Below are 26,012 nucleotides of genomic sequence, written 5' to 3'. Positions count from 1 at the left end.
TGTTTATGGCTAAGGAATACTCAGTAGGAGATGAGAGTTATTTTGAGAGATATGGATATGAAGTAGTCTATATTAGAGCAGAGTCTTTTAGAGAAGTAGAGGAGATTGCAAAGAAGATAAAAGATATGGGGTTTACGGTTAACACCTTTAAAGAAGCCTTAGACGAATTAAATAAGTATTTTAGAATTTTTTAAGGAATTTTAGGGGGATTTTTGGGAATTTTCATGGGATGGTTTTTAAATAATCTTTTAAATTTCGCTTTAAATAAAATGTTAATTAAAGACTCGTCAAATTTTGTAAGAATCTTTTATGTTCCTCTTCCTTTGGTTATTGCCACCTTACTTTTTGCTTTACTGCTTTCTGCTGTAGCAGGGCTGTATCCTGCAATAAGAGCATCAAGACTTGATCCTGTGGAGGCTTTAAGGTATGAGTAAAAAATAGTAAAATATATTTACAAAATTAAAACTTAGAAGGTAAAATGAAGTCAAAAGCAATAGTGTTTAGAGGACCCTTTCAGTTAGAGATTAAAGAGTATGATTTAAGAGAATTAGAAGAGGGGAAGATTTTGGTAAAAACAATTTACACGGGAGTAAGTCCAGGTACAGAGCTTAGAGTTCTTTCTGGAAAGCAGAAAGGAGAAAAATTTCCTCTAATTCCTGGTTATGAAAATGTGGGAAAAGTAGTTGAAGAAGGTAAACAGAATATTCCATTCTGTTTTAATTATCATCCTACCCTTTTTGATCACGAGATAGATATTTTGGTCTCAAGAGATTGCACTTATTTTGATCTATTGGAAGGATACAAAAAGCTGATGAAAGAGGAAATAATTAAGGCAATATTCAAATGGAGCTAACCAAGGGGAGAAATTAATTTCTCCCCCCTTGGTTTTTCTCTTACTTATGGGAGTTTAGATTTGTCTTTATCTTAGGAGAATAAACTTCTTCTGCAGATGGTGGAATATCGGGGCTTACGTCTAAATTCATAATATATCTTAAAGATCTAACAAGCATTAATTTGAATAAATCTTTATATGTAGTAGTATATCCTTCAGGACAGGATGTTGGTCCATTTACCACATACCATTCTAATGGAGTTGTAGTAGCTAAAACCCTTCCCATATTATATCGGTACTCAATGTATGTTGGATATTGACTACTTCCGTCTCCGTAATTTTCTTTTACATATACCATGAGATTAGATATATTAATAGAATCAAGGTTATTAAAACCACCATGACTTGCGTAGTTTCCATAAAGTTGTGCAGGAAAGTTTTTAGTAATGGGATGCTCAAAATAGACAATATCATTGTAATTGTCGTAAGCATCTCTCCAGCTTACTCCACCAGGAAGGGTAGAAGAGAAGTTTCCATTTTCCCATCCCATATCGCAAGCTATCCAAAAGATGGTCCCACCGTTATATACAAAGTTGTCAAAGGCATTTTTATTGTTAGTATATACATCAAATATTTTTTAAAATAATTATAAAAGTGACTTATATCACACTTTGAGAAGCTATTTCTTTTTTAATGTATAATCATGAAGGATAACAATTAGAAGGGGTGATTTTATGCCTGCTAATTTGCCACCTCAATATTTTGAGGCAGAAAAGAAATTCCGAGAGGCGAAAACTATTGAAGATAAGATTCAGGCATTAAAAGAGATGCTTGCTATATTACCTAAACATAAAGGTACCGATAAGATGAAGGCAGATTTAAGAAGAAAACTTTCCCAACTTATGGAAGAGGCAGAAAAAAGGGCTAAAAAAGGAGGTGGAAGGGGACTTGATTATATTGAAAAGGAAGGAGCAGGTCAGGTGCTTTTAATAGGTCCCCCTAATACTGGAAAATCTAAATTTTTTACCCTTCTTACAGGGGTCGAGAGTTTAGTTGCTGATTATCCTTTTACTACCATGAATCCTGTGATTGGTATGTTACCTTATGAAAATATTCAAATTCAACTTGTAGATCTTCCTCCTCTTTGGGAGGAATCGGAAGGGTGGATGTATAACTTAATAAGAAATGCAGATTTAATAATCTTATTTTTAAGCATGGATCTTGATTCCATAGTGGATGAATATATAAAGATAAGAAATCTTTTGGAAGGAAAAAAGATAAAGCTTGTAAGGAAAAATCCTGATAGAGATCCTTATTCTCCTATTAAGGAAAATAGGGGCATTGTAATATTGAATAAAATTGATATTTTTGCTCCCGAGGAAAGAAAGGAGGAAATAGAGATTATAAAAAAAGATCTAAATGTATTTTGTGTATCCGCTGAAGAGGGTGTAAATATGGAGGATATTAAGAAGAGCATATTTGATGCTCTACATATAGTAAGGGTTTATACAAAAAAGCCCGGGTATCCTCCCGACTTATCAAAACCATATATTCTTGAAAAGGGAAGTACTGTATTAGATGTAGCAGAGATGATCCATAAAGATATTGCAAAAAATTTAAAATTTGCAAAGCTTTATAAAAAAGACGGTTCAGTAAAAGGACTTCCTGTAGAAAAGAGTTATGAGGTAAAAGATGAAGATATTTTGGAATTTCACACTTAAGGAGGGAAAATTTATGAGATGGGGAATAGTGGGAACTGGAAGGATTGTAAGGGATAGGTTTTTGCCTGCCTTAGAGCAAGTTCCCGGGGCAAAGTTGACAGCTATTGTGACCACAAATCCAGAGAGAGCAAAAGATCTTTCTGAGAGATATGGGGCAAGAATTTATTCTAATTTAGAAGCTGTAGAAGATGTAGATGTGATCTATATTGCAACGCCAAATAAATTTCATAAAGAGCAGACAATAATATGTGCTAAGATGGGAATTCATGTGCTTTGTGAAAAGCCTATGGCGCTTAGTGTGAAAGAGGCTGAGGAGATGGTAGAAGAGTGCAAAAGAAATAAGGTTATTCTTGGAATTGCCAATATGGGAAGATTTAATCCTTTTAATATTGGAGCTAAAAAGCTTCTTGAGGAAAATATTGTGGGGAAAATTGGAATTATAAAGGCAAGCTTTTCTTTTGTAAATAATGAGAGGAATGCCTGGAGATATAGTTTAGATCTTGCTGGGGGTGGAGCCATAATGGATATTGGAGTTCATGTGATAAATACCCTTCATTTTTGGTTTCCTAATAATAAAGTTGAAGAGATTGTGGCTATCAATGAGCATTATGGGTATGAGGTAGAGCAAAATGCAGGTGCAGTGGTACGTTTTGATAATGGTATGATGGCACTTTTGGATGTAAGTTATGATACTATGCTTTCTGTGTCCTTTGAAATACGCGGAGATGAAGGTATTTTATATATTCTTGACACATTATATCAGGAGTATGATGGAAAAGTAATCCTAAGAAGGTTTAATAATTACACCTTTTATAATTTTTATGGAGAGAATCAATATGTGGCTGAGATAAAAGACATGGAGGAGGCTATAAAAGAAGGAAGAGAGCCTGCAACTTCAGGAACTGATGGGCTGAAAGATATGAGGGTAATAGAAGGTTGGTATGAATCGGCAAAAGAGAAAAAGTTAGTATACTTGTAAAATTTATAGTGGAGTGATAATATTTAGATAGCTAATTTTTGGAGAGAAGTATGGAGAAGAAGAATATATATGAAATATTTAAAGAAGTGATAAGGGAGCACTTTATAAGGAGAGAAAAACTTCTTAGTGGTTTGAAGCTTTATCGGGGACAGGCTCCTATACTTCTTCTTTTATCAGAAAGAGATGGTTTAACCCAAAAGGAGATTGTAGAAAATATGAAAATAAAGCCTTCTACCGTTGCTATAATGATAAGGAGAATGAAAAAAAGAGGTTTAGTAATTACAAAGAGGGATGAAAAAGATAAAAGGTTCTCAAAGGTTTATCTTACCGATGAGGGAAGAAAATTTATCTGTAAACTGAAGAAAACTTATAAACAGCTTGAAGAAGAATGCTTTGGGAACTTTACAGAAGAGGAAAGAGAGACTTTAAAAAATTATTTAGAAAGGATCAGAGATAATTTGAGAATACTTAACGAAGAAAAAGGGTAAAAATATGAGAAAACTTTTGAAGTTTTTAAAACCTTATACTTATGCAGTTATTCTTGCACCTCTTTTAATGCTTGTGGAAGTTATTTGTGATCTTTATCAGCCTAATTTGCTTGCTAAAATTGTAGACCAAGGAATTTTGAAAAATAATTTTCAAGTTATTCTTAACACAGGACTTATTATGTTAGGTATTGCTATGATAGGTATGATTGGAGGTGTTGGCTGTACCATTTTTTCTTCTATTGCAAGTCAGAATTTTGGTAAGGATTTAAGAAATGAGTTATTTAAAAAGGTTCAAAAACTTTCCTTTCATAGTATTGATAAATTTAAATCATCTTCTCTTATTACACGTCTCACCAATGATGTAACCCAGCTTCAGACCCTTGTCATGATGGCTTTAAGAATAATGGTAAGAGCGCCTTTACTTTTTATTGGTGGGATAATTATGGCTATATCCCTAAATAAAAATCTTTCTTTCATATTTTTATTATCAATTCCTGTCCTTATTGCTCTCTTTTTGTTTATTATGAAAAGAAGCTTTCCTTTGTTTTCAGAAGTACAAAAAAGAATTGATTATGTGAATAGTGTGGTGAGAGAGAATTTAGTTGGGATAAGATTAGTAAGGGCTTTTAGAAGGGAAGATTATGAAAGGGAAAGATTTAAATATGCTAATACTGCTTTGATGAATGCTATTATAAAAGCGCTTATGCTTATGATAATTGCCATGCCTCTCTTTATGCTGGTTATGAATTTTAGCATTTTAGCTGTGCTATGGTTTGGAGGACTTCTTGTGGAAAGAGGAAATATGCAAGTTGGAGAGGTGATGGCTTATATAAACTATATGGGACAGATTCTTTTTTCTTTAATGATGATTGGAAATATTTTGATGTTTATCTCAAGGGCTTCAGCGTCAGCTTCAAGAGTGGTAGAAGTACTTGAGGAGAAAATTGACATTGAAGATAAAGAGGAGAGTGATACAAGATCTATAGAGAGCGGGAAGGTTAAGTTTGAACATGTTTATTTTAGTTATTTCAAGGATAGGGAGCCTGTACTTATAGATATAGATTTTGAGGCTGAAGCTGGAGAGATTATAGGAATAATAGGTACAACGGGTTCTGGAAAATCTACCTTAGTAAATCTTATTCCAAGGCTATATGATGCCACTTCTGGAAGAATTCTTGTAGATGGTAGAGATGTGAGGGATATAAATTTGAGGGTTTTAAGAAGTGCTATTTCCATGGTTCCCCAAGATATAATTTTGTTCTCTGGAACTATAAAAGAAAACATTTGCTGGGGAAAAGAGGATGCTACTGATGAAGAAGTGATAGAAGCTGCCAAAATTGCTCAGGCTCATGACTTTATAATAAGGCTTCCTAATGGATATGATACAGTAATTGGAGAGCGTGGGGTGACTCTTTCTGGGGGACAAAAGCAGAGGATTGCTATTGCAAGAGCCCTTATCAAAAAACCAAAGATTTTAATTCTGGATGATGCTACTTCTGCGGTAGATTTTGTAACAGAACAAAAAATAATCAGAGGGTTAAAGGAGATAATGAAGCATTGCACTACCTTCTTAATAGCTCAAAGGGTAAGTACTATGATGAATGCTGATAAGATTATAATTCTTGACAGAGGGAGAATTGTAGGTTTTGGTACTCATTATGAACTTTTAGAGAAGAATCCTATTTATCAAGAGATTTATAGATCTCAAATAGATGAAGAGGTAGTAAAACATGCGTAGAGATGATAGAACTTTAAGAAGCCAAATTCCTCAGAGAGGTTTTGGTCCGAGACCTTTCGGTGGTCCTGGGAGGGGAGGTCCTCGGTTTAGTTTTGAAAAGATTGAAATAAAAGATCCTTTGGGCACATTGAAGAAGTTATTAAAATATATAAGTCTCTATAAATGGGGATTTGTCTTCTCATTTTTATTGGTATTTATCTCCTCGGTTTTAGGTATAATTGGTCCCTACCTTATAGGTCGTGCCATAGATTTGTATATACTACCTAAGAAATTTGCAGGCTTTCTTAATTTTCTCATCCTTCTTGGAGGAATTTATCTTTTATCTTCTTTTCTTGCCTGGCTTCAAGGTTATATAATGTTGAAAACTACTCAAAAGTTAGTATTCACATTAAGAAGCGATTTATTCAACAAATTTCATTCTTTGCCTGTTAAATTTTTTGATCTTCGCCCTTACGGAGACCTAATGAGTAGGATAACCAATGATATTGATAACCTTAGTATGGTTTTGTCTAACAGTGTGATACAATTTTTCTCTGCTATTACTACTCTAATTGGCATAGTAATTATGATGCTTAGAATAAGTATTCCTATGACCTTTGTAAGTTTAATAACTATTCCATTGACTGTATTTTTAACTGACTTTATCTCAAAAAGGACTCGAAATTATTTTTATGCTAATCAGACTCTTCTTGGAAAGTTAAATGGAATCATAGAAGAGGATATTTCGGGCTTAAAGGTAATTAGAATATTTGGTAGAGAGGAAAAGGAGATTAAAAAATTTGAAGAAGTGAATAATGATCTTACTCAAGTTGGTATAAGAGCTCAAATATTTTCTGGTTCTATAGGTCCTCTAATGAACCTTTTAAATAACTTAGGATTTGCAATTATAGCTGGAGTAGGAGGTTTTTTTGCTTATAGAAGATTAATTACAATAGGAGATATTACAGTTTTTATTAACTACTCAAGGCAATTTACAAGACCTATAAATGAGCTTGCTAACCAATACAATATGATTCAGTCTGCTATTGCGAGTGCTGAGAGAATTTTTGAGGTTATGGATGAAGAAGATGAGAAGGATGTCATGGATGGAGCAATAGAGCTTAAGGATATTAAAGGTGAAGTGGAGTTTAAGAATGTTTGGTTTTCTTATGTTAAAGGTAATCCTGTAATAAAAAATGTGAGTTTTCATGTAAAACCAGGAGAAGTTTTTGCTCTTGTTGGACCTACTGGGGCAGGAAAAACTACAATTGCGAGTTTGGTGGCAAGATTTTACGATGTGGATGATGGTGAGATTTTAATTGATGGAATAGATATTAGAAGAATAAGAAGAAAGAACTTAAGGGAATTTTTGGGGATTGTTCTTCAAGATACTCTCCTCTTTTCTACAACAATTAGGGAAAATATAAGATATGGGAGACTTTCTGCTACCGATGAGGAGGTTGAAGAAGCGGCAAAATTGGCTCATGCCCATGACTTTATAATTAAACTTCCCCAGGGCTATGATACAGTGCTCTCTGAAGATGGAGGGGGTCTTAGTCAAGGGCAAAGACAGCTTATTGCTATTGCGAGGGCTATTCTTGCAGATCCTAAGATTTTGATTCTTGATGAGGCTACCAGTAATGTGGATACGGTTACAGAAAAATATATACAAAAAGCTATGTTAAATTTAATGTCAGGAAGAACGAGTTTTGTGATAGCTCATAGACTGTCTACAGTAAAAAATGCTGACATGATTTTGGTGATAAACAATGGGGAAATAATAGAGATGGGAAGTCATGAGGAGCTTATTAGAAAGAAAGGTTTTTATTATCGCCTTTATATGAGTCAATTTGCCGATGAAGTAGAAATAAAATAAAACTTACTAATAAAAAAATTGACTCTTTTTAAAATTAATTTTATAATACAACCACAATTAAAATTTTACTTAAGGGGGTGGATCTTTTGTGAGAAGGTCAAGACTTTTTATCCTCATTACTCTTTTGGTTATCGGGCTTTTCCTATCCTTAGCTTTTGGTCAAACTTTAACTGCTACTGCTAAATATGGTAAACCTAAGATTGATGCAGAGATGGACGAGGTTTGGAAAAATGCCGAGGAATATATTACTGATCGTTATGTACAGGGGGAAAAGGGGAAGGTAGCATATGCTAAATTCAGAGTACTCTGGGACGAAGAAAGTATATATGTTTGGGCTGAAGTGTATGATTCACTTCTAAATAAGGATAGTACGAATCCATGGGAACAAGATTCTTTAGAAATATTTGTAGATGAGGGTAATGAAAAAGCAACCTCTTACGATAAAAATGATGCTCAGTACAGGGTAAATTTTGAGAATGTACAAAGTTATGGTACTAATGCTTCCCGTGATTACTTTGTGACAGCTACAAAAAAGACTGACTTTGGCTATATTGTAGAGGCGCAAGTAAAGATGAGAACAAGAAAACTTAACGAGGGAGATGTAATTGGATTTGACGTGCAAGTAAACGATGCTGATAGGTTTGGAAGCAGAGTTGGAATTATTGCATGGAATGAGACTGAGAATGAAAACTGGAGAAATCCATCCTATCTTGGGAATTTAAAACTTGTGAAGTGATATTTGGAAAAATTAGCCTGCCCTCGTAAAGAGGGCAGGCTTTTTATTTTGAGGATGATATGCTTACCCCTAAAATGATTAGCACTCCACCAATTATCTTTATAAAAGTTAAAGACTCATTGAGGTAAATTACTCCCCATATAGCTCCGAAAAGGGGTATCAAATTTAAGATATTAACTACTTGGCTTACTGATAGGATTTTTAAACCATGGTTGTAGAAAAGATATCCAAGCCCTGAACAAAAGAAGGCAAGAAAGAATATTCCTATAAATGCATCAAGGGTTTTTGGAATTTTTAATCCTGTAGAGAAAAGGAAAGGAATAAACAAAATAGAACCCCATATCATTTGGAAGGTAGTTATTACCTCATAAGGATAATTTTGATTAACCCTTTTAATCTCCCAGTTGTATATGACCCAAGAGATTCCAGAAAGTAGGATTAAAAAATCTCCAAAAAGGTTGTTAAATTTTAAATTTAATCCTGAATCGCTCATGATGAGAAATACACCAAGAATGGAGAGAAGAACTCCTAATATCCTATTTAAAGGAAGTTTTTCTCTATGAAACAAGTATTCTACTAAGAGTCCTAAGGCAGGAAAAGATCCTACTATAAGAGCTCCCTCTGAGGCATCAGTAAATTTTAAACCACTATTTTCGAATATGAAATATAATGTAACTCCAAGAAGACCAGCAATAAAAAGAGGCTTTTGATAATTCCAACTTAAGGATGCCTTTCTTATTTTGGGAAAGAATACAATTAGTGAAAAGATGGAAGCAAGAAAGAATCTAATAAAGGCAAGTTCAAAAGGAGAAAGAATTTTAAGAAGGAGTTTTGACACTGAGAAGGATATACTCCAAAACAGGCACGCTATTATAACTAATGTTAATCCAATTAGTTTTTCTTTCATTTAATCTATTTTAATCAATATTTGACAAATTTTTATTGCCATATTATTATAATATTAGAAAATTTCAAGGGGAAGGAGGAAAATTTTATGAAGAAGTTTATTGTTTTAATGCTTATTATTTTTTTTGTTTTTTTTGTTTCTGGCTGTGTAAAGCAGGAGCCACAGGCAGATAAAGATTTAAGTAGTACTGAACTAAACAACATTTATGATTTAGTTAATAGTGGGGAGTACAACAAAAGCATTCAAATCTATATGTTAGATTTACCAGGAAATTTATGGCCTACCTCTCCTGTTTCAAAACCAGAGCTTAGTAAATTAATTGAGAAGGCTCCGATGGCTAAATCCATAGATAAGGTCTCTATTGAGCTTAATTGGCAAGGACCCGATGCCGATGGATGGTATACTTTAACTTTAGATAGTTCTTCTTATCTAAAAATTAGATATTACTCCTCTCTTAAGAAGTTAGAGTTTAAAGCATACAAAGCATACTTAGATTCTACAAATACATTGAGATCTGTAGTAGTTGAGGAAGGATATTTTGTCTTTAACAAAAATATTAGGGTAGATACCATAAATGTTTATCCTGTAAGTGGAAAATTTTCTTTCTACTTTTTAGCTCCATCTAAAAATGATCCAAATAAAATGAATAAATTTGGACTTACATTGTCTTGGGATGATATTAGCATAACTTCTCTTTCTCAGTTTAATATAGGTATTCTTACAGGAAGTATGGGTTTATATATAACATATGTCGATTATGATCAAAATATTAACGTGAATAATAAATTAATGGCAAATTTTACATCAAGTGTTAATGGCGCTGATACTACTGATCCAATTTTAATAATTTCAGGTACTAAGGATAGTGATGGAGATCCCACTACAGATGGATATGACAATTTCAATTTAGAGCTTCCTCTTGCTAATCTGCTTGGAACTTAGTTAAGACTGAAAATAAAGATAGAAGAGTAAAAAAGAGCCCCCACCTCATAGGGGCTCTTTTTTGATTTATATTTTTTTTTTCTTGACATAAAAATTTATTGTCTTTATTCTCTTAAATAAGGATAAATATTTTTTTAGCAATAAAAAAGGAGGATCTTAAAGTATGTTTAGAAAGGTTAATCTGCAATGGGGATTAAATATTCTTGTTAAGCCTGGAGAGATGCAATTTATAGAGCTTGATATTTTTAAGGGCCAAAAAGGAGACAGTTATAATTTTAACTCTCGAGATTATGAGATTGGACTTGTGATTCTTACAGGTAAATGCAATGTGGAGATTGATGGGGAGATGTATAACTCCATTGGAGCAAGGAGAAATGTTTTTGATGGTAATGCCTATGCTTTTTACATACCCAATAATAGGGAAGTAAAAATTGAGGCATTAGAGCCTCTTGAGGTTGCTATTTGTAAGACAAAAGTAAAGACTGACGAGGAGGTTAAGTTGATTAAGCCTAGTGATGTGGTGGTAAGGGATGTAGGGGTATATAATTGGAGAAGGGATGTAAAGGATATTATTGATGGAAGGATTAAGGCAAAGAGACTTCTTATAGGAGAGACCATAAATCCACCTGGGAATTGGTCTAGTTATCCTCCTCACAAGCATGATACTGACAATTATCCTGAGGAAGTGAGGATGGAAGAGGTTTATTTTTACAGAGTAAATCCTCCATCGGGTTTTGGACTTCAAAGGGTTTATACTGAGGAGGGTGATATTAATGAGGTATTTCTCATAGAGAATGATAGTTTACTTCTAATAGATAAGGGATATCATCCTGTTGTGGCTGCACCTGGATATCAGTTATACTACTTGTGGATACTTGCGGGAGAGATTAGAGAATCAGTAATGTACGATGATCCTAAGCATAAATGGTTAAGAGCTGTGGAGAAAATTATGAAAGAAGCTAAGAAGTAAGTAGGTTTATTATGGGAGATAGGTTTGATATTTTACAAAAGATGATTGATTGCGGAATTGTAGCAGTGATAAGGACTGATTCTCCTGATGATCTTATACCAGTTACGAAAGCCTTAAAAGAAGGTGGAGTTATAGCTTTGGAAGTTACTATGACAGTTCCTTCTGCCATAGAGTATTTGCCAAAAGTGAAAAAAGAGTTGGGTAAAGATGCCATAGTGGGAATGGGAACTGTCCTTGATCCTGAAACTGCCCGATTAGCGATTCTTGCAGGTGCCGATTTTATAGTTTCTCCTGTTTTGAAGAAAGAGATCATAAATCTTTGTCATCGCTATGATAAGATAGCTATTCCTGGGGCATATACTCCTACTGAGATTTTAACTGCTTGGGAAGAGGGTGCCGATGTAGTTAAGTTATTCCCCGCAGATACTCTTGGACCTAAGTATATAAAGGCTATACATGGACCTATGCCTTATATTAGGATTTCTCCTACAGGTGGGGTAAGTCTTGAGAATGTGGGTGAGTTTATTAAAGCAGGAGCATGTTTTGTGGGAGTTGGAGGAAATCTTGTAGATAAAAAGGTAATTGCTGAGAAGAAGTTTGAGATTCTTACCGAGAGAGCAAAGGAATATATAGAAGCAATAAAGAAGGCAAGAAGCTAAGCTGATTTTAAATTATATTCTCAGGATTGTTTTTAGAAAGGAGAAAGATAAATAGTCTTTCTCCTTTCTATTTTATATTTTTTTGTAAATAGTTACTTAATGCTTGACATAATGGTTTAAAAATTATAGTATACTTATTAATTAAAAGTTTCTTTATGAAATTATAAACGGTTTCTTAATAAAAATCTTTAAAAGGTAAGGGGGTCATTCAATGAAGTTTGGTTATTTTGACAATGAAAAGAAAGAGTATGTAATCACAAGACCCGATACTCCCCGTGAATGGACTAATTATCTTGGATCCTTAGAATACGGAGCTATTATAACCAATAATGCTCAGGGATATAGTTTTGTAAAATCAGGTGCTAGTGGAAGAATATTAAGAGGTAGGTTCAATGTTCCTCCAACCACAGCTCCTGGAAGATATATTTATTTAAGAGATATGGAAAATGGGGATTTTTGGTCTGCCTCTTGGCTTCCAGTAAAAAAGGATTTATCAAAATATGAATCAGTATGTAGGCATGGAGTTCTTTACACTATCATATCTTCAAGATATGATGGAATTGAGACTGAAACTCTTTATTATGTACCTCTAAATGCTCTTTATGAGGTATGGGCTATAAAGGTAAGAAATAAAAGTGGAAGAAAAAGGAAGATATCCCTCTTTAGCTATGCAGAGTTTACTAATGAACCTAATGAAAATCAGGATTTAGTAAACATGCAATATACCCTTTTCATATCTCGCACTTATTACAAAGATAATCTTATTATTCAGACCATAAATGAAAACTATTCTGAACTGGGAAGAAATATTCCTCAGGAGAAAGGAATAAGTGGGAGAAGGTTTAATAGATTTTTTGGAGTTATTGGAGCAGAAGTGGTATCCTTTGATGGAGATAGAGATGTATTTATAGGGAATTATAGAGATTATTCTAACCCTATAGCAGTGGAAAAAGGAAAATGTAGTAATAGTCTTAACTATGGCAAAAATAGCTGCGCAGGAACTCAAGTTATTCTTGAACTTGATGTGGATGAGGAGAAAGAAATAATTTATGTTCTTGGGGATGGAGCAGAGGAAACAGGAAGGAAGGTAATGGAAAAGTATAAAGAAAAGGGAAAAGTAGAGAGAGAATGGGAAGAGCTTAAGAGGTATTGGCATTCAAGGATTGAGAATTTTAAAGTAAAAACTCCTGATGAATCCTTTGACAGTATGATAGGAATCTGGAATGCTTACCAGTGCTTTATAACCTTTTTCTGGTCAAGGGCAGCCTCTATGATCTATGTAGGACATAGAGATGGCTATGGATATAGGGATACGGTTCAAGATATTCAAGGGATAATTCATCTTGATCCTCAAAGTGCAAAGGATAGACTAAGACTTATGCTTGCGGGTCAAACTTCAAAGGGGGTAGCTTTACCTCTTGTATTTTTTGATTACGAAATTAAGCCCAATCAAGGTTTATCCTTAGATAATCCTTATTATGTGAAGAGAACTGGTTATACTGAATATAGATGTGATGACCATTTGTGGTTATATATTACCACACGTCAATATGTGAGAGAAACAGGAGATCTCGCATTTTTGGATGAAGTAATACCTTATTCTGATTATGGAGAAGATACGGTTTATGAGCATCTAAGAAAGGGAATACTGTTTTCTTTAAGCAAACTTGGGAAACATGGTCTTACTTATGGACTTGATGCAGACTGGAATGATACTTTAAGATTGGGAGAGGAAGGAGAAACAGTTTTTGCATCTTTCCAACTATATTTAGCCTTAAAAATCTTTGCTGAATTTGCGGAAAAGAAAGGAAAAAAAGAAGATTTGGAATGGGCAGAGAAAGAAGCAAGTAAATTATATGAAAACCTTCAAAGATATGCTTGGGAAGGGGATAGGTTTGTAAGAGGATTTATGGGAGACGAAGTAATAGGCTCAAAGAATAATTCTGAGGCAAGTTTCTGGCTTAATCCTCAGGTATGGTCTGTACTTTCAGGAGTAGCAACTTCTGAGCAGGCAAAGATTGTTATGGATAATGTGGAGAAAATACTAAATACCGATTATGGCGCTATGATTATGTATCCTCCTGTAAGAACCTTAGGGCTTCCTGTGTTTAGGATGATACTTTTTAATCCTGGAATGAAAGAAAATGCTGGAATTTTCTGTCATCCTCAGGGTTGGTTGATAAAGGCTGAAACTATGCTTGGAAATGGGAATAGAGCTTATAAATATTTCCAAGAGATAAATCCAGCTAATATGAATGATAAAGCCGAGGTAAGAGAAGCTGAACCTTATGTGCATTGTCAATTTGTAGAGGGTAAAGATAGTCCATTCCATGGTAGAGCTCATGTGCATTGGCTGACAGGTACTGCATCCAGTGTTATGGTAGCATGTGTAGAAGGTATTCTTGGACTTCAACCCGATTATGAAGGGCTAAGAATAGATCCATGTGTTCCTTCTCATTGGAAAGAATTCTATATGGAAAGGATGTTTAGAGGAAAAAGGTTAAAGATCAAAGTTGAAAATCATAGTGGGGTTCAAAAGGGAGTAAAAAAGATAATAATAAATGGGAAGGAGATAAATGATAATTTTCTCCCCGAATCCGAAATGAAGGATGAAAATGAAGTATTAGTCATTATGGGCTAAGAGGAGGTAAAAGTATGAGATTTGGTTACTTTGATGATAAAAATAGAGAATATGTTATTACTGATCCTAAGACTCCATTTCCATGGATAAACTATCTTGGAGTTGATAACTTCTTTTCTTTAATATCTAACACAGGTGGAGGATACTGTTTTTATAAAGATGCAAGACTGAGAAGAATATTAAGGTTTAGATATAATAACGTTCCTATTGATAATGGTGGGAGATATTTCTATATATGGGAAAACGGAGATTTTTGGTCTCCTACTTGGAAACCAGTAAGGAAAGATCTTGATAAATATGAATGTAGACATGGACTTTCTTATACTAGAATTCTGGGAGAGAGAAATGGAATCTCCGCACAGGTTCTTTATTTTGTTCCTCTAAAAGAAAACTGTGAGATTCATTATCTGAAATTAAAGAACAATACTAATTTAAAGAGAAGTTTAAAACTTTTCTCTTTTGTAGAATGGTGCCTCTGGAATGCTTGGGATGATCAAACTAACTTTCAAAGAAACCTTAGTACTGGAGAGGTAGAGATAGAAGGATCAGTGATTTATCATAAGACTGAATATAGAGAAAGAAGGAATCATTATGCCTTTTATTCAGTAAACGTTCCTATTCAGGGTTTTGACACCGATAGGGATATTTTTATAGGTATGTATAATGGATTTGAGGCTCCAAGAGCTGTGGTAGAGGGAAAGTCCTATAACTCAGTAGCTGAAGGTTGGTCTCCCATTGCATCTCATTATATTGAGATAGAACTTGAGCCTGGAGAAGTAAAGGATTTTGTTTTTATTCTTGGTTATGTGGAAAATCCTGAAGAGGAAAAATGGGAAAGACCTGGGGTTATTAATAAGAAAAGGGCTTATGAGATCATAAATAAATTCAAGACTTCTGAAGATGTAGAAAAAGCTTTTTGGGAATTGAGGAATTATTGGAATGATATTTTGTCAAAATATCAAGTAAATCACAATGATGAGATTTTATCTCGTATGGTTAATATTTGGAATCAATATCAATGTATGATTACCTTTAACTTGGCAAGAAGTGCCTCCTATTTTGAGTCAGGAATAAGTAGGGGGATTGGTTTTAGAGATTCTAATCAAGATATTCTTGGTGCAGTACATATGATTCCTGAGAGAGTAAGGGAAAGAATTCTTGATCTTGCATCTACTATGTTTGAGGATGGTAGCTGTTATCACCAATATCAACCTTTGACTAAGAGAGGAAATAATGAAATAGGAAGCGGTTTTAATGATGATCCTTTGTGGATAATTTTATCTACAGGTGCTTATATAAAAGAGACAGGGGACTTTAGCATACTGAGGGAGGTTATCCCATACAATAATGATGAAACTAAAAAAGGAACTTTGTTTGAGCATATCAAAAGGGCTTATCATCATGTAACCGATAACTTAGGCCCTCATGGTTTACCTCTCATTGGGAGAGCAGACTGGAATGATTGTTTGAATCTTAATTGTTTCTCTAAAAATCCTGATGAGTCTTTTCAGACCACATCTAACGTAGAAGGTGGGACGGCAGAATCGGTATTTATAGCTGGTTTGTTTGTATATGCAACTCCTGATTATATAAGAATGTGCGAGGAAATGGGAGAGAAGGAGGAAGCAGAATGGGCTAAAAAGGCTGCTCAGGATATGATAAATGCAATTAATAACTATGGATGGGATGGAGAGTGGTTCTTAAGAGCTTATGATTATTTTGGAAGGAAAGTAGGAAGTAAAGAATGTGAGGAGGGTAAGATATTTATTGAACCTCAAGGAATTTGTACCATGGCTGGAATAGGAAAAGACGACGGAAGAGCAAAGTTGGCGTTGGATTCTTGTATAAAGTATCTGGATACAAAATATGGAATGGTACTTCAGCAACCTGCGTATTCTAAGTATTACTTGGAGCTTGGCGAAATATCTTCTTATCCACCGGGTTATAAAGAGAATGCAGGAATATTCTGCCATAATAATCCTTGGGTTGGCATAGGGGAGACCATGATAGGTAGAGGTTGGAGAGCTTTTGATGTTTATAGAAAAATTACACCTGCTTATTTTGAAGATGAAAGTGAAATTCATAAGATGGAGCCTTATGTGTATTGTCAGATGGTGGCTGGAAAGGATGCAAAAAGACATGGAGAGGGTAAAAACTCTTGGCTTACAGGTACTGCTTCTTGGGCTTTTGTATTGATCTCCCAGTACATATTGGGAGTAAGACCTGATTATGATGGGTTAAGAGTGGATCCCTGTATTCCTGAGGATTGGAAAGAATTCAGAGTGGTAAGGAGATATAGAGGTTCAGTTTATGATGTAAAAGTGATAAATCCTGAAGGGAAGTCTAAAGGGGTAAAGAGGATAGTTGTAGATGGGAAAGAAATTTCTGGGAATCTACTGCCTGTCTTTAATGATGGAAAGATTCATGAAGTGGTTGTAGAGATGGGTTAAGAGTAAAGGGTAATATTAAAGGGTACATTGGGGACAAGAAACTGAATCTTGTCCCCTTTTTTTTCTTGGTATATTATTTAAGTATATTTAAAAATTTTGGGGGGTTAGAATTTGGACGAGAAAGTTTTGAGAGTAAAAGATGAGCTTTTGAAAATACATTTTATTACTCCTAAGATTGTTAATCTCCATTACTCAAAATATGGAAAATTTGATAAAAATTATTCGCTCTGTGTGGATTATGAAAAGATAAAAGATTCAGGGGTGAGGGTAACTTATGAAGAGGGAGAAAATTATTATCGTTTATCTACAGATTATCTTGAAATTATTGTTTCCAAAGAGTTAGGAAAGGTTTCTATTTATGATAAAGGTAAAAATTTGATTTTGTCCGATTATGAAGATAAAGGTTATGTAAAAGAAGGCAAAAAAATATATACCTATAAAAAGATTAGGCATGAAGAGGCTTTTTTGGGATTTGGGGAGAGGTTAGGTCCACTGAATAAAAGGGGTCATGTTTTAATCAATTGGAATACCGATGAATCTGATCATAGTGTTGGAAATGATCCTCTTTATCAATCCCATCCCTTTTTTATTGCTTGGCATCCTACTGCAAGTTATGGTTTATTTTTTGATAATACTTTTTTAAGTTATTTTGATATGGGGAAGGAAGATAAAGATTATTATTATTTTTGTGCTGAAGATGGAGACTTGGACTATTACTTTATCTATGGGTCATCTCCAAAAGATGTGATAGAAGGTTATACTTATCTTACAGGTAGATATTATATGCCTCCTCTTTGGAGTTTAGGTTTGCATCAATCTCGTTGGAGTTATGATTCGGAGATAAAACTTTATAATCTTGCAAAGGAATTTAGAAAAAGAAATATTCCTTGTGATGCTTTGTATCTTGATATTGATTATATGAGAGGGTATAGAGTCTTTACGATTAATAAAAAGAGGTTTCCCCATTTTGAAAAGATGGTTAAAGATCTTAAAAATCTTGGATTTAAGTTAGTAGTTATTATTGACCCAGGAGTCAAATGGGATAGGAAATATGAGATTTTTAAAGAAGGATTATCAAAGGATTTCTTTTGTAGAATGGAAAATGGAAAAGTTTTTACGGGATATGTCTGGCCTGGAAAATCAGTTTTTCCTGATTTTTTAAGAAAAGAGGTAAGGAATTTTTGGGGAGAAAAGCTTAGAGAATTTGTAAACATGGGAGTTAGCGGGTTTTGGAATGATATGAACGAGCCTTCTGTTTTTTCCAGAATAGAATATTGGGCAATGAAAATTCTCTTTCATATCTTAAAATTCAAAGAGCCCCCAAAACTTCCAAAGCCTAAAAATTTTGAAGAAAAGATAAAACAAATAAAAAGAAAAACCGTGCATGAAAAAGTAATTCATAAGGAAGATGATAAAATTTTTTATCATTCTGAGATCCACAATCTTTATGGACTTTTGATGAATCAAGCAACTTTTGAGGGTTTTTTAAAAGCCAATCCTCATGAAAGACCCTTTATTTTAACAAGGTCAGGATTTTCAGGTATCCAAAAGTATTCTGCAGTTTGGTGTGGAGATAATAAAAGTTCTTGGGAAAATCTTTTTTCCTCGATTATAACTTTACAGAATTTATCTATTTCAGGTGTTCCTTTCATAGGGGAAGATGTAGGAGGTTTTTGGGGAGACTGCGAGAGAGAACTTTTTGTGAGATGGATGGAGCTTGGTATTTTCTATCCCTTCTTTAGAATACACACGGCTAAAAATACAAGGAATCAAGAGCCATGGAGTTTTGGGGATGAAGCAGAAAAGATTGCAAAAGATTTTATTTCCCTAAGGTATAGACTTATACCTTACATATATTCTCTATTTTACGAGGCAAAGGAGAAAGGAATTCCTCTTATAAGGAGTTTGATTTTAGAGTTCCCAAACTCAAAAGAGGTATTGAGTTATGAGGACGAATTCATGTTTGGTCCTTTTATTCTTGTAGCTCCTGTTTATGAAAAAGAAAAAAGGGAAAGAAAGGTTTATCTTCCTGAAGGTTTTTGGTATGACTTTTATACTGGGAAAAGATATAGAGGGGGAACTCTTGTGAAAGTTAATGCTCCTCTGAATAAAATTCCCTTATTTTTAAGAGAAGGGGCAATTATTCCTATGTGGAATACGCAAAGTTATGTTGGAGAGAAAAAACAGGAAATGTTAAACTTAGAGGTATATCCAGGAGATGGAAAATTTCTATATTATGAGGACGATGGAATTTCTTGGGATTATGAGAAGGGTATGTATAATCTAATAGAGTTTTCTACCTTCAAAAAGGAAGAAAAACAGTTTTTAAGGATTCGTTTTATCCACAAAGGGTATAAGGATGGTACTAAATCTTTAAAGGTGCATTATTGTAAGAAGGAAAAGAAATTAGAACTTATGGAAGGAGAGTTTGAGATAAATTAAAACTAGTTTATTCCTTTTTTATCAAAAATAGAGTATATATGTTTCCTTAATAGAGGGAGTCTTATTCTATAAATAAAACTACAAATAATACATAATATTCCACTTAAAAGTACCGTACTTACAGCTCCTATATGCTTTGCGAAAAGACCACCTATGTAACTTCCTATAGGCATAGATCCCATAAAGAACATTACGTATATACTCATTACTCTTCCCCTTACATGATTATCAATGATACTTTGTATTAAGGTATTACTACATACAGAGTTTAGCATAAAGCTAAGTCCTGTAATGAATAGAGCAAAGAGAGAAAAATAAAGATTTTTTGATAGGGAGAAAAGAATAAGTCCAATTCCAGCAGTTCCAAAAGAATAGGATATTATACTTTCTATTCCTTTGACCTTTGATCTTCCTGCAAGATAAATTGCTCCTATAAGGGCTCCACCGCCGATTGCTCCCGTCAAAATTCCAAGGGTTTCTGGTCCTCCGCGAAGGATGTCCTTAGCAAAAATAGGCATGAGTACGCTATATATTGAGGCAAAGAGGCTGGAAAGGGAAATAAATATAAGGATATATTTTACAACTATAAATTTAAAGGCATAATTAAATCCAGCTTTTAGATCCTTAATAATGTTTTCCGAAACAACCAAAATTTGGGACTTTATTCTCATAAAAAGCAATGCAATGATTACTGCTAGAAAGCTTAATGCGTTTATCAAGAAGCACATGCCTTCGCCTAATAGGGCAATAAGAAATCCACTTATGGTGGGTCCTATAAGCCTTGCAATATTAAAAAGAAGAGAATTTAGAGCGATGGCATTACTTAAGTCTTCTGGATTTTCTACCATCTCAATTACAAAGGATTGTCTTGTAGGTGCATCAACGGAATTAAGAATTCCAAGAATTAAACTTAAGAGTAAAAGGTGCCATATTCTTATTGTATTTGTAAGAGTTAAAAGAGAAAGAGTAAAGGCCTGAAGCATAAGGAGGGTTTGGGTAAGTATTAGGATCTTATGTTTGCTAAATCGGTCGAGAAATACCCCCACAAAAGGAGAAAAGAATAGGTTTGGTATTTGGGAAAGAAAGGCGGTAGTTCCGAGAAGAACAGAGGAATTAGTTAACCTATATACGAGCCAACTCATAGCTGTAGATTGAATCCAGCTTCCTATTAAGGATATAGCTTGACCTGAAAAGTATAGTTTGTAATTTCTGCTTTTTAGTGCTCTAAATAAGTTCTTCCTCATTTTAAATCCTTTTTATTACCTCAAGACACATTCTCCCATTGTGATATGGGCACTTCCATAAGTCTACCTCAGGCATAGGAGATGGAATATAGTTTTCATCAAGTTTCCAAAACCATTCCCCTTGGGCTCTTTTATCTACAAGAAAGTCTTTTATAAATTCCCAAAGTTCGAAAACAGCTTTTAAGAACTTATCTAATTTTGATTTTTGATATGCATTTAAGAAACCCACTAAGGCTTCTGCCTGAACCCACCAGATCCTGTTTTTATCCACTATTCCCTTTACCCTTTCATTTAGTAGGCTTCCGCTTTCAAAAGCTTCCTCTAATACTTTTTCTGCTATTTTAAGGTTTATCTCACTCATTTCTTTTATTAATTTATTGTTATCAATATATCTTAAGGCTTCATCTATTAACCATGTAGCTTCAATATCATGTCCATAAGATATGGCATCTATAATGGGGTTCATCTTTTTGTCGAAAAATACATAAAGATGATTAGTCTTAGAATCGTAGATCTTTTCTTTAAAAAGTATTATTAAATCTTCTATCTTTTTTTTAATACTTTGATCATAAGTAGCAGTAAAAAGGTTTGTATATGCTTCCAAAATATGAAGTAGAGTATTCATACTCTTCTCACATATAATTCCATATTCACTCACAATTATGTTTTCTTTTGGATTCCATTTTTCATCAAATTCTTCTTTGTAGCCTACATCATTTTTACATACCTCTTCAATTATTTTGTAAATCTCTAAAGCCAAATCAAGGCTTTCCTTTTTTTGAGTGGCTTTATAGTATTCCGAGAGTCCATAGAGAACAAAGGCTTGCCCGTATAAATGTTTTCTTTTGTCTATAGGCTCTCCTTTGTAATCTACCATCCAGTAAAAACCTTTGTTTTCCTTGTCTAAAAAGCTTTTAATAAGAAATTTGTATGAGTGATCTGCAAAATTTATAAATTCCTCTTTTCTCAATTGATTGTAAAGTCTGGAGAAAAACCATAAAATTCTTGAGGTTAAGACCAATCCTTTGGGAGCATAGGGGTCGGGTTTTAAATCAAAACCCACATAACTTATGTATCCTCCATTATTTTCGTCCTTTAATTCTTCCCAGAAGGGGATTATTTTGTTGTTTAGATGTTCAAAAATCTCACTTTTTAAAACTTTTAAATCCATCTTTTTATACTCCCTTTTAAATATTTAGATAGCTATGTAACTATTATATATTGTGTTATCTTAATTTCAATACTATAATGTTTAAAAAGCTTGAAAGTCTTTCTGGAGGAGAAATATGGGATATAAAAATTTTAAGCTTGCTATTTATTGTACTGCTCCCTTCTTAAATAACACATCTATTTATAGTCTGGAAAATGATTTGAAATTTTTTCAAAGGTATTTGCATTTGGATAAAGTTTATCTTGAAACCCATAGAGGGAAGGAGGATGTATCAAGAGAGAAATTACTTGAGTTTAAAAATTTTTTTGAGAGCCAAGGAATAAAAGTTTCGGGAGGTATTACTACTACTATTGATCTTTTGGATGATCCTGTACATAATTTGAGAATTTTTCATACTTTTTGCTATTCAAAAGAAACTTTAAGAGAGAAATTAAAAGAGATTGTTGAATACACTGCTAGCATATTTGATGAGATAATTCTTGATGATTTTTATTTTACCAGTTGCGCCTGTGAAGATTGTGTTAGGGCAAAGGGAGATAGATCTTGGAGAGACTATAGGCTTAGTTTGATGACTGAAATTTCCCAGGGATATGTGGTAGAGCCTGCGAAGAAATTAAATCCAAAGGTAAATATAATAGTAAAATATCCTAATTGGATAGAATCTTATCACGAAAATGGGTATAATCCAGAAACTCAGAAGGATATATTTGATGAAATGTATGTGGGTACTGAGACCAGGGATCCTAGGTATACTCAACAAGATCTGCCAAGATATCTAAGCTATTCTCTTATGAGATGGTTTGAGAATGTAAAGCAGGGAAGGATTAAAGGTGGTTGGTTTGATTCCTTTGAGTGTGATTTGACTCAGTATTTGGAACAAGCTCATTTGACTTTATTTGCCAAGGCAAAGGAGATTACTCTTTTTGATTTTAGCTCTTTGAGGAACACTGTATATATTCCTCCTTTAGGATTTGAATTAGAAAGGATTGATGATATGCTTTCTTTATTGGGCAATCCAGTAGGGGTTAGTTTTTATCATCCTTTTCACTCTGATGGAGAGAATCATTTAGAGGATTATCTTGGAATGATGGGAATTCCTTTTGAACCTACTCCTTACTTCTCCTATGAGGAAAGCCCTGTATTTATAACAGAGACTTCTTGTGGCGATAAAGATATAATAGAGAAGTTAAAAAATACACTCTTAAGGGGTAATACTGTCATAATCACTTCAGGAGTTTTAAGAAAACTTAGCAGAAGAGGGATTGAAGAACTTACCTCTATAAGGTACACTGACGGTAAAGCTTATTTAGACTTTTTTGCTATTGACCCAGCTATGACTGGCTTTACCAAGTATATTCATTCAAAGGAGATATTATTCCCGATTCTTGAGTATTATACTAATTCTTCTTGGCCCCTAATTGTGGGCATAAAGGGAGAAAAGAATTTTCCTATTCTTTTGAAAGATTTTTATGGGAAAGGGAAATTATATGTTTTAAATATACCCGATAATTTTTCTGACCTATATAATTTTCCTGTAGATGTTCTAAATGAGATAAGAAAAGTTTTTATGGAAAAGATAAATATATATCTTGAGGGGAAGGAAAAGATAGGGCTCTTCTTATATGATAATAATTATGCCATTCTTGAGTCTTTCTTACCCTATAGAACAGAAGTGTTCCTAAATTATAAAGATAAAAGGATTAAAATATTACTTAGTCCACACACTTTCAAACTGATAAACTTAAGTCAATGAAGGGAATATATGTATTAGTGTTAGAAGTAGAGGAAGATATAGAGGTAGAAGTGGGAAGCCTTGGAAAACTAACCTTTAAAAAGGGGATATATTTATATGTTGGATCTGCACAAAATAATTTGGAAAAGAGGATAAAAAGACATTTATCAAAAGATAAGAAATTTCATTGGCATATTGATTATCTTTTGGCAAATAGAAAGGTAAAAATTGTTGAGGTTTTATATAGAGAGCTTAGCAAGGAGTGGGAATGTAAGATAGCAAAATCCATAACTGGTGAGATAGTGCCCAAGTTTGGAGCTTCCGATTGTAATTGTCTTTCTCATCTTTTTAAGATAGACAAAAGTCAGATACAATTTTTGAGAGAATTGAGATTTAAAAATCTTATTATAGGGGAGACAAGACTATGAGTTTGGGAATTTGGGGTATATTCATTACAAGTTTTCTTGTAGGTTTTTCAGGGGCATCTTCACCAGGTCCTATGCTTACCATGGTTCTTACTCAAAGTAGCATAAAAGGTTGGTTTGAGTCGGTAAAAATAGTTACTGGGCATGCTATTCTTGAAGGAATTCTTGTGATACTTCTTCTCTTAGGTTTACAGCCTTTTTTACAAAATCAGGTTTTTCTTAAGATTTTTTCTTTTCTTGGAAGCTTATTCCTTCTTTACATGGGAATAGGATTATTTGTCTCTCTTTTGAAAAATAATATTCATATTAAAAATGCATCTTCTTTAAAAATTCCAAGTATTCTCGGTGGTATTTTGGTTTCTTTTTCTAATCCCTACTGGCTTATGTGGTGGATTACTATTGGTGTTAGTTTTCTTACTCAAGCAAAAGATTATTTGATTTTCGGAGTTTTGAGTTTTTATTTTGGGCATATCCTTTCCGATTATGTATGGTATGCCTTTATCGGGCTTATAGGACAAGGTTTATCCCTTCCTTTTTGGAAAAGGATATACAAAGTTATTTTATACTTTGCTTCTGTGTTTTTAATATTCTTTGGAATCTATTTTATGCGGTATGTTTTTGTAGGCTAAGAATTATTTTTGATGTCTGAAAAGTAAAAATACTCCAACAATTATAAGGACTATTGGTATGAGATATCTTAAGTAGTCGGGGAAACTTTGGATTAGGCTAATTAAAATACCAATTATAATTAATATTATTCCAGGATATAAAGACCAATATTTTTCTCCAGGACTAATATCTCTTTTTCCAAAATAATGAATAAAATATATTCCTAAGAAGCCTATTCCTATAAAAGTTAGACTGTGAATTGGGTTTATATTAAAAAGATTATTTACTGTGTTAAAGAGAAATATAGAAAAAAGAATGCATCCTGGGATCAAGAATCCAATATTTCTATTCATTCTAAAATATAGAATTAAAAAGATAGCGCTCAAAAGCAATAAAAATATTTCTCCCCTAAGAAGATTAAAGTTTGCAAGAAGAAGGAAGACGCCTACAAGGAGTAAAAGAATTCCTATGGATTTATTTCTCATATTTGTTCCTCCTCTAATCTAAGAATTTTCTTTACCCTTTTTAAGTATATTTTATCCTTAACATCAATATTTGATAAGTATTTAACCTTCTCTGCCTTTAAAAGCTTGTATTCATATTTACTTCCTAAACTTTTTCTCCAAATGAATATGGGGATTATATCTTTTTTAATAATGTTTACTCTCTCTTTGTATTTTAAAAGGTAAAGGTTTAATATATACCCGTATTTTACCTCCGGTCTATATACCCCATATTGGTCAGTAAAAAAGTTGCCGAGAGCATAGAAACACCATTTTCCCTCTATGTTTTCATAGGTTTTAATGGCGTGAGGGTGGCTTCCTACTATAAGATCTGCACCATAGTTTATAATTTCTTTTGCAAGTCTTTTTTGCCATTCTTCTACTTCGTCTAAATACTCTATATTCCCCCAATGTAGGTAAACTATTTTGAAATCACAGAGATTTTTTACCTTACTAAGATCTTTTTTGATTTTCTCTCTATCTATTAGATTAACGAAGTATTCCTTACCTTTGGGTAAAGGAATACCATTTGTGCTAAAAGTATATGCAAGGACTCCAATTTTTATATTATTTTTCTCTAAGATGAGATACTTTTTACTTTCCTCTTTTTTACTATTTGTTCCTACATAATATAAATCTCTTTTTCTTATATTTTCTATAGTAGCAATAAGTCCTCTTTCTCCTTTATCTAAGGCATGATTTCCTGAAGTGATCATTATGTTAAATCCAACCCTTTTTAAAGTGTCCAGAATCTCTATAGGAGCATTATATGAGGGGTATCCTGAGGGAGGACAAAGATTGGTGGCCACAGGAGTATCAATGACAATAGAGGAAAAATCTTTGTTTATGTATTCTCTTATATCTTCAAATATTTCTTCTGGGAAATAATAAGTTTTCCTTTGGGGATCATAATATGAATTGAATAATTGTCTTTGAATAAAAAGATCTCCTACAAAGGATAGGCTTAT

Annotated in this window: 24 protein-coding genes; 18 read left to right on the top strand and 6 right to left on the bottom strand. The window is 33.5% G+C overall.

Annotated features, from left to right (window positions below; genetic code table 11):
• The first annotated feature begins 5 nt into the window (after positions 1-5).
• From ACP5QL_RS04165 to ACP5QL_RS04155, 3 genes are read left to right on the top strand one after another with little or no spacing between them, the layout of a single operon-like run.
• Entirely contained in the window at positions 6-194 is a 189-nt protein-coding gene (locus ACP5QL_RS04165; RefSeq protein WP_164931001.1) for a hypothetical protein, read from the top strand.
• A 3-nt stretch (positions 195-197) separates the two neighbouring features.
• Complete coding sequence (locus ACP5QL_RS04160; RefSeq protein ID WP_337955230.1) at positions 198-434, top strand: FtsX-like permease family protein; 237 nt, start codon at positions 198-200, stop codon at positions 432-434.
• Between the two features lie 44 nt (positions 435-478).
• Positions 479-853, top strand: coding sequence for an alcohol dehydrogenase catalytic domain-containing protein (locus ACP5QL_RS04155; protein WP_164931002.1), 375 nt, complete (start codon positions 479-481; stop codon positions 851-853).
• A gap of 40 nt (positions 854-893) precedes the next feature.
• Here ACP5QL_RS04155 and ACP5QL_RS04150 read toward each other — a convergent pair whose 3' ends face one another.
• Positions 894-1,382: a hypothetical protein gene (locus ACP5QL_RS04150; RefSeq protein WP_428125573.1), complete on the bottom strand. Its 489-nt coding sequence runs from the start codon at positions 1,380-1,382 to the stop codon at positions 894-896.
• 184 nt (positions 1,383-1,566) lie between these two features.
• Between ACP5QL_RS04150 and ACP5QL_RS04145 the strand changes: the two genes are divergently transcribed.
• The 6 genes from ACP5QL_RS04145 to ACP5QL_RS04120 all read left to right on the top strand — a co-directional run bounded on the left by ACP5QL_RS04145 (position 1,567) and on the right by ACP5QL_RS04120 (position 8,349).
• On the top strand, positions 1,567-2,553 hold the full coding sequence (locus ACP5QL_RS04145; RefSeq protein ID WP_012583008.1) for a GTPase: 987 nt from the start codon (positions 1,567-1,569) through the stop codon (positions 2,551-2,553).
• Positions 2,554-2,566: 13 nt separating this feature from the next.
• Entirely contained in the window at positions 2,567-3,532 is a 966-nt protein-coding gene (locus ACP5QL_RS04140; RefSeq protein WP_272996582.1) for a Gfo/Idh/MocA family protein, read from the top strand.
• 50 nt (positions 3,533-3,582) lie between these two features.
• Complete coding sequence (locus ACP5QL_RS04135) at positions 3,583-4,020, top strand: MarR family winged helix-turn-helix transcriptional regulator (protein WP_012583010.1); 438 nt, start codon at positions 3,583-3,585, stop codon at positions 4,018-4,020.
• Positions 4,021-4,024: 4 nt separating this feature from the next.
• Positions 4,025-5,758, top strand: coding sequence for an ABC transporter ATP-binding protein (locus tag ACP5QL_RS04130; RefSeq protein ID WP_424662161.1), 1,734 nt, complete (start codon positions 4,025-4,027; stop codon positions 5,756-5,758).
• A complete protein-coding gene (locus ACP5QL_RS04125) occupies positions 5,751-7,613 on the top strand; it encodes an ABC transporter ATP-binding protein (protein ID WP_272996578.1) in 1,863 nt (620 codons plus the stop codon). The genes ACP5QL_RS04130 and ACP5QL_RS04125 overlap by 8 nt, the downstream gene beginning before the upstream one ends.
• A gap of 88 nt (positions 7,614-7,701) precedes the next feature.
• A complete protein-coding gene (locus tag ACP5QL_RS04120; protein WP_428125567.1) occupies positions 7,702-8,349 on the top strand; it encodes a sugar-binding protein in 648 nt (215 codons plus the stop codon).
• A gap of 43 nt (positions 8,350-8,392) precedes the next feature.
• Here ACP5QL_RS04120 and ACP5QL_RS04115 read toward each other — a convergent pair whose 3' ends face one another.
• Entirely contained in the window at positions 8,393-9,256 is an 864-nt protein-coding gene (locus tag ACP5QL_RS04115; RefSeq protein ID WP_273333770.1) for a DMT family transporter, read from the bottom strand.
• 87 nt (positions 9,257-9,343) lie between these two features.
• On the opposite strand from ACP5QL_RS04115, the gene ACP5QL_RS04110 reads away from it, so the two are divergent.
• The 6 genes from ACP5QL_RS04110 to ACP5QL_RS04085 all read left to right on the top strand — a co-directional run bounded on the left by ACP5QL_RS04110 (position 9,344) and on the right by ACP5QL_RS04085 (position 19,360).
• Positions 9,344-10,198: a lipoprotein gene (locus ACP5QL_RS04110; protein ID WP_428125564.1), complete on the top strand. Its 855-nt coding sequence runs from the start codon at positions 9,344-9,346 to the stop codon at positions 10,196-10,198.
• A 163-nt stretch (positions 10,199-10,361) separates the two neighbouring features.
• The gene (gene iolB, locus ACP5QL_RS04105) at positions 10,362-11,168 is read left to right on the top strand and encodes a 5-deoxy-glucuronate isomerase (RefSeq protein WP_272996173.1); all 807 of its coding nucleotides are present in this window, start codon (positions 10,362-10,364) and stop codon (positions 11,166-11,168) included.
• 11 nt (positions 11,169-11,179) lie between these two features.
• Entirely contained in the window at positions 11,180-11,827 is a 648-nt protein-coding gene (locus tag ACP5QL_RS04100) for a bifunctional 4-hydroxy-2-oxoglutarate aldolase/2-dehydro-3-deoxy-phosphogluconate aldolase (protein WP_012583017.1), read from the top strand.
• Between the two features lie 211 nt (positions 11,828-12,038).
• Entirely contained in the window at positions 12,039-14,468 is a 2,430-nt protein-coding gene (locus tag ACP5QL_RS04095; protein WP_273333766.1) for a GH36-type glycosyl hydrolase domain-containing protein, read from the top strand.
• 14 nt (positions 14,469-14,482) lie between these two features.
• Complete coding sequence (locus tag ACP5QL_RS04090; RefSeq protein ID WP_012583019.1) at positions 14,483-16,918, top strand: GH36-type glycosyl hydrolase domain-containing protein; 2,436 nt, start codon at positions 14,483-14,485, stop codon at positions 16,916-16,918.
• 111 nt (positions 16,919-17,029) lie between these two features.
• Positions 17,030-19,360: a glycoside hydrolase family 31 protein gene (locus ACP5QL_RS04085; protein ID WP_428125559.1), complete on the top strand. Its 2,331-nt coding sequence runs from the start codon at positions 17,030-17,032 to the stop codon at positions 19,358-19,360.
• Positions 19,361-19,362: 2 nt separating this feature from the next.
• On the opposite strand, the gene ACP5QL_RS04080 is transcribed toward ACP5QL_RS04085, so the two are convergent.
• Both ACP5QL_RS04080 and ACP5QL_RS04075 read right to left on the bottom strand, forming a co-directional pair.
• Positions 19,363-20,604: an MFS transporter gene (locus tag ACP5QL_RS04080; RefSeq protein ID WP_273333762.1), complete on the bottom strand. Its 1,242-nt coding sequence runs from the start codon at positions 20,602-20,604 to the stop codon at positions 19,363-19,365.
• Position 20,605: 1 nt separating this feature from the next.
• The gene (locus ACP5QL_RS04075) at positions 20,606-21,775 is read right to left on the bottom strand and encodes a cellobiose 2-epimerase (RefSeq protein ID WP_424662166.1); all 1,170 of its coding nucleotides are present in this window, start codon (positions 21,773-21,775) and stop codon (positions 20,606-20,608) included.
• Positions 21,776-21,890: 115 nt separating this feature from the next.
• Here ACP5QL_RS04075 and ACP5QL_RS04070 point away from each other — a divergent pair, with 115 nt between their 5' ends.
• Genes ACP5QL_RS04070 through ACP5QL_RS04060 form a run of 3 tightly spaced genes read left to right on the top strand, consistent with a single transcriptional unit; the run spans position 21,891 to position 24,561 of the window.
• Positions 21,891-23,528 (top strand): permease, encoded by a 1,638-nt coding sequence (locus tag ACP5QL_RS04070; RefSeq protein WP_012583023.1) that lies wholly within the window; start codon positions 21,891-21,893, stop codon positions 23,526-23,528.
• A gap of 17 nt (positions 23,529-23,545) precedes the next feature.
• Positions 23,546-23,935, top strand: coding sequence for a GIY-YIG nuclease family protein (locus ACP5QL_RS04065; RefSeq protein WP_428125552.1), 390 nt, complete (start codon positions 23,546-23,548; stop codon positions 23,933-23,935).
• The gene (locus tag ACP5QL_RS04060; protein WP_012583025.1) at positions 23,932-24,561 is read left to right on the top strand and encodes a LysE family transporter; all 630 of its coding nucleotides are present in this window, start codon (positions 23,932-23,934) and stop codon (positions 24,559-24,561) included. Before ACP5QL_RS04065 ends, ACP5QL_RS04060 begins: the two co-directional genes overlap by 4 nt.
• 3 nt (positions 24,562-24,564) lie before the next feature.
• Here the strand turns inward: ACP5QL_RS04060 and ACP5QL_RS04055 are convergent, their stop codons facing one another.
• Both ACP5QL_RS04055 and ACP5QL_RS04050 read right to left on the bottom strand, forming a co-directional pair.
• Positions 24,565-25,026, bottom strand: a complete 462-nt coding sequence (locus tag ACP5QL_RS04055) for a hypothetical protein (RefSeq protein ID WP_012583026.1) — start codon at positions 25,024-25,026, stop codon at positions 24,565-24,567.
• Positions 25,023-26,012 (bottom strand): CapA family protein, encoded by a 990-nt coding sequence (locus tag ACP5QL_RS04050; RefSeq protein ID WP_273333799.1) that lies wholly within the window; start codon positions 26,010-26,012, stop codon positions 25,023-25,025. Before ACP5QL_RS04050 ends, ACP5QL_RS04055 begins: the two co-directional genes overlap by 4 nt.

Origin of the sequence: Dictyoglomus sp. (assembly GCF_049968615.1) — a bacterium.
GTDB lineage: Bacteria > Dictyoglomota > Dictyoglomia > Dictyoglomales > Dictyoglomaceae > Dictyoglomus > Dictyoglomus turgidum.
The sequence above is the reverse complement of the archived record's forward strand: the minus strand, read 5'-3'. Positions and strand labels throughout refer to the sequence as shown.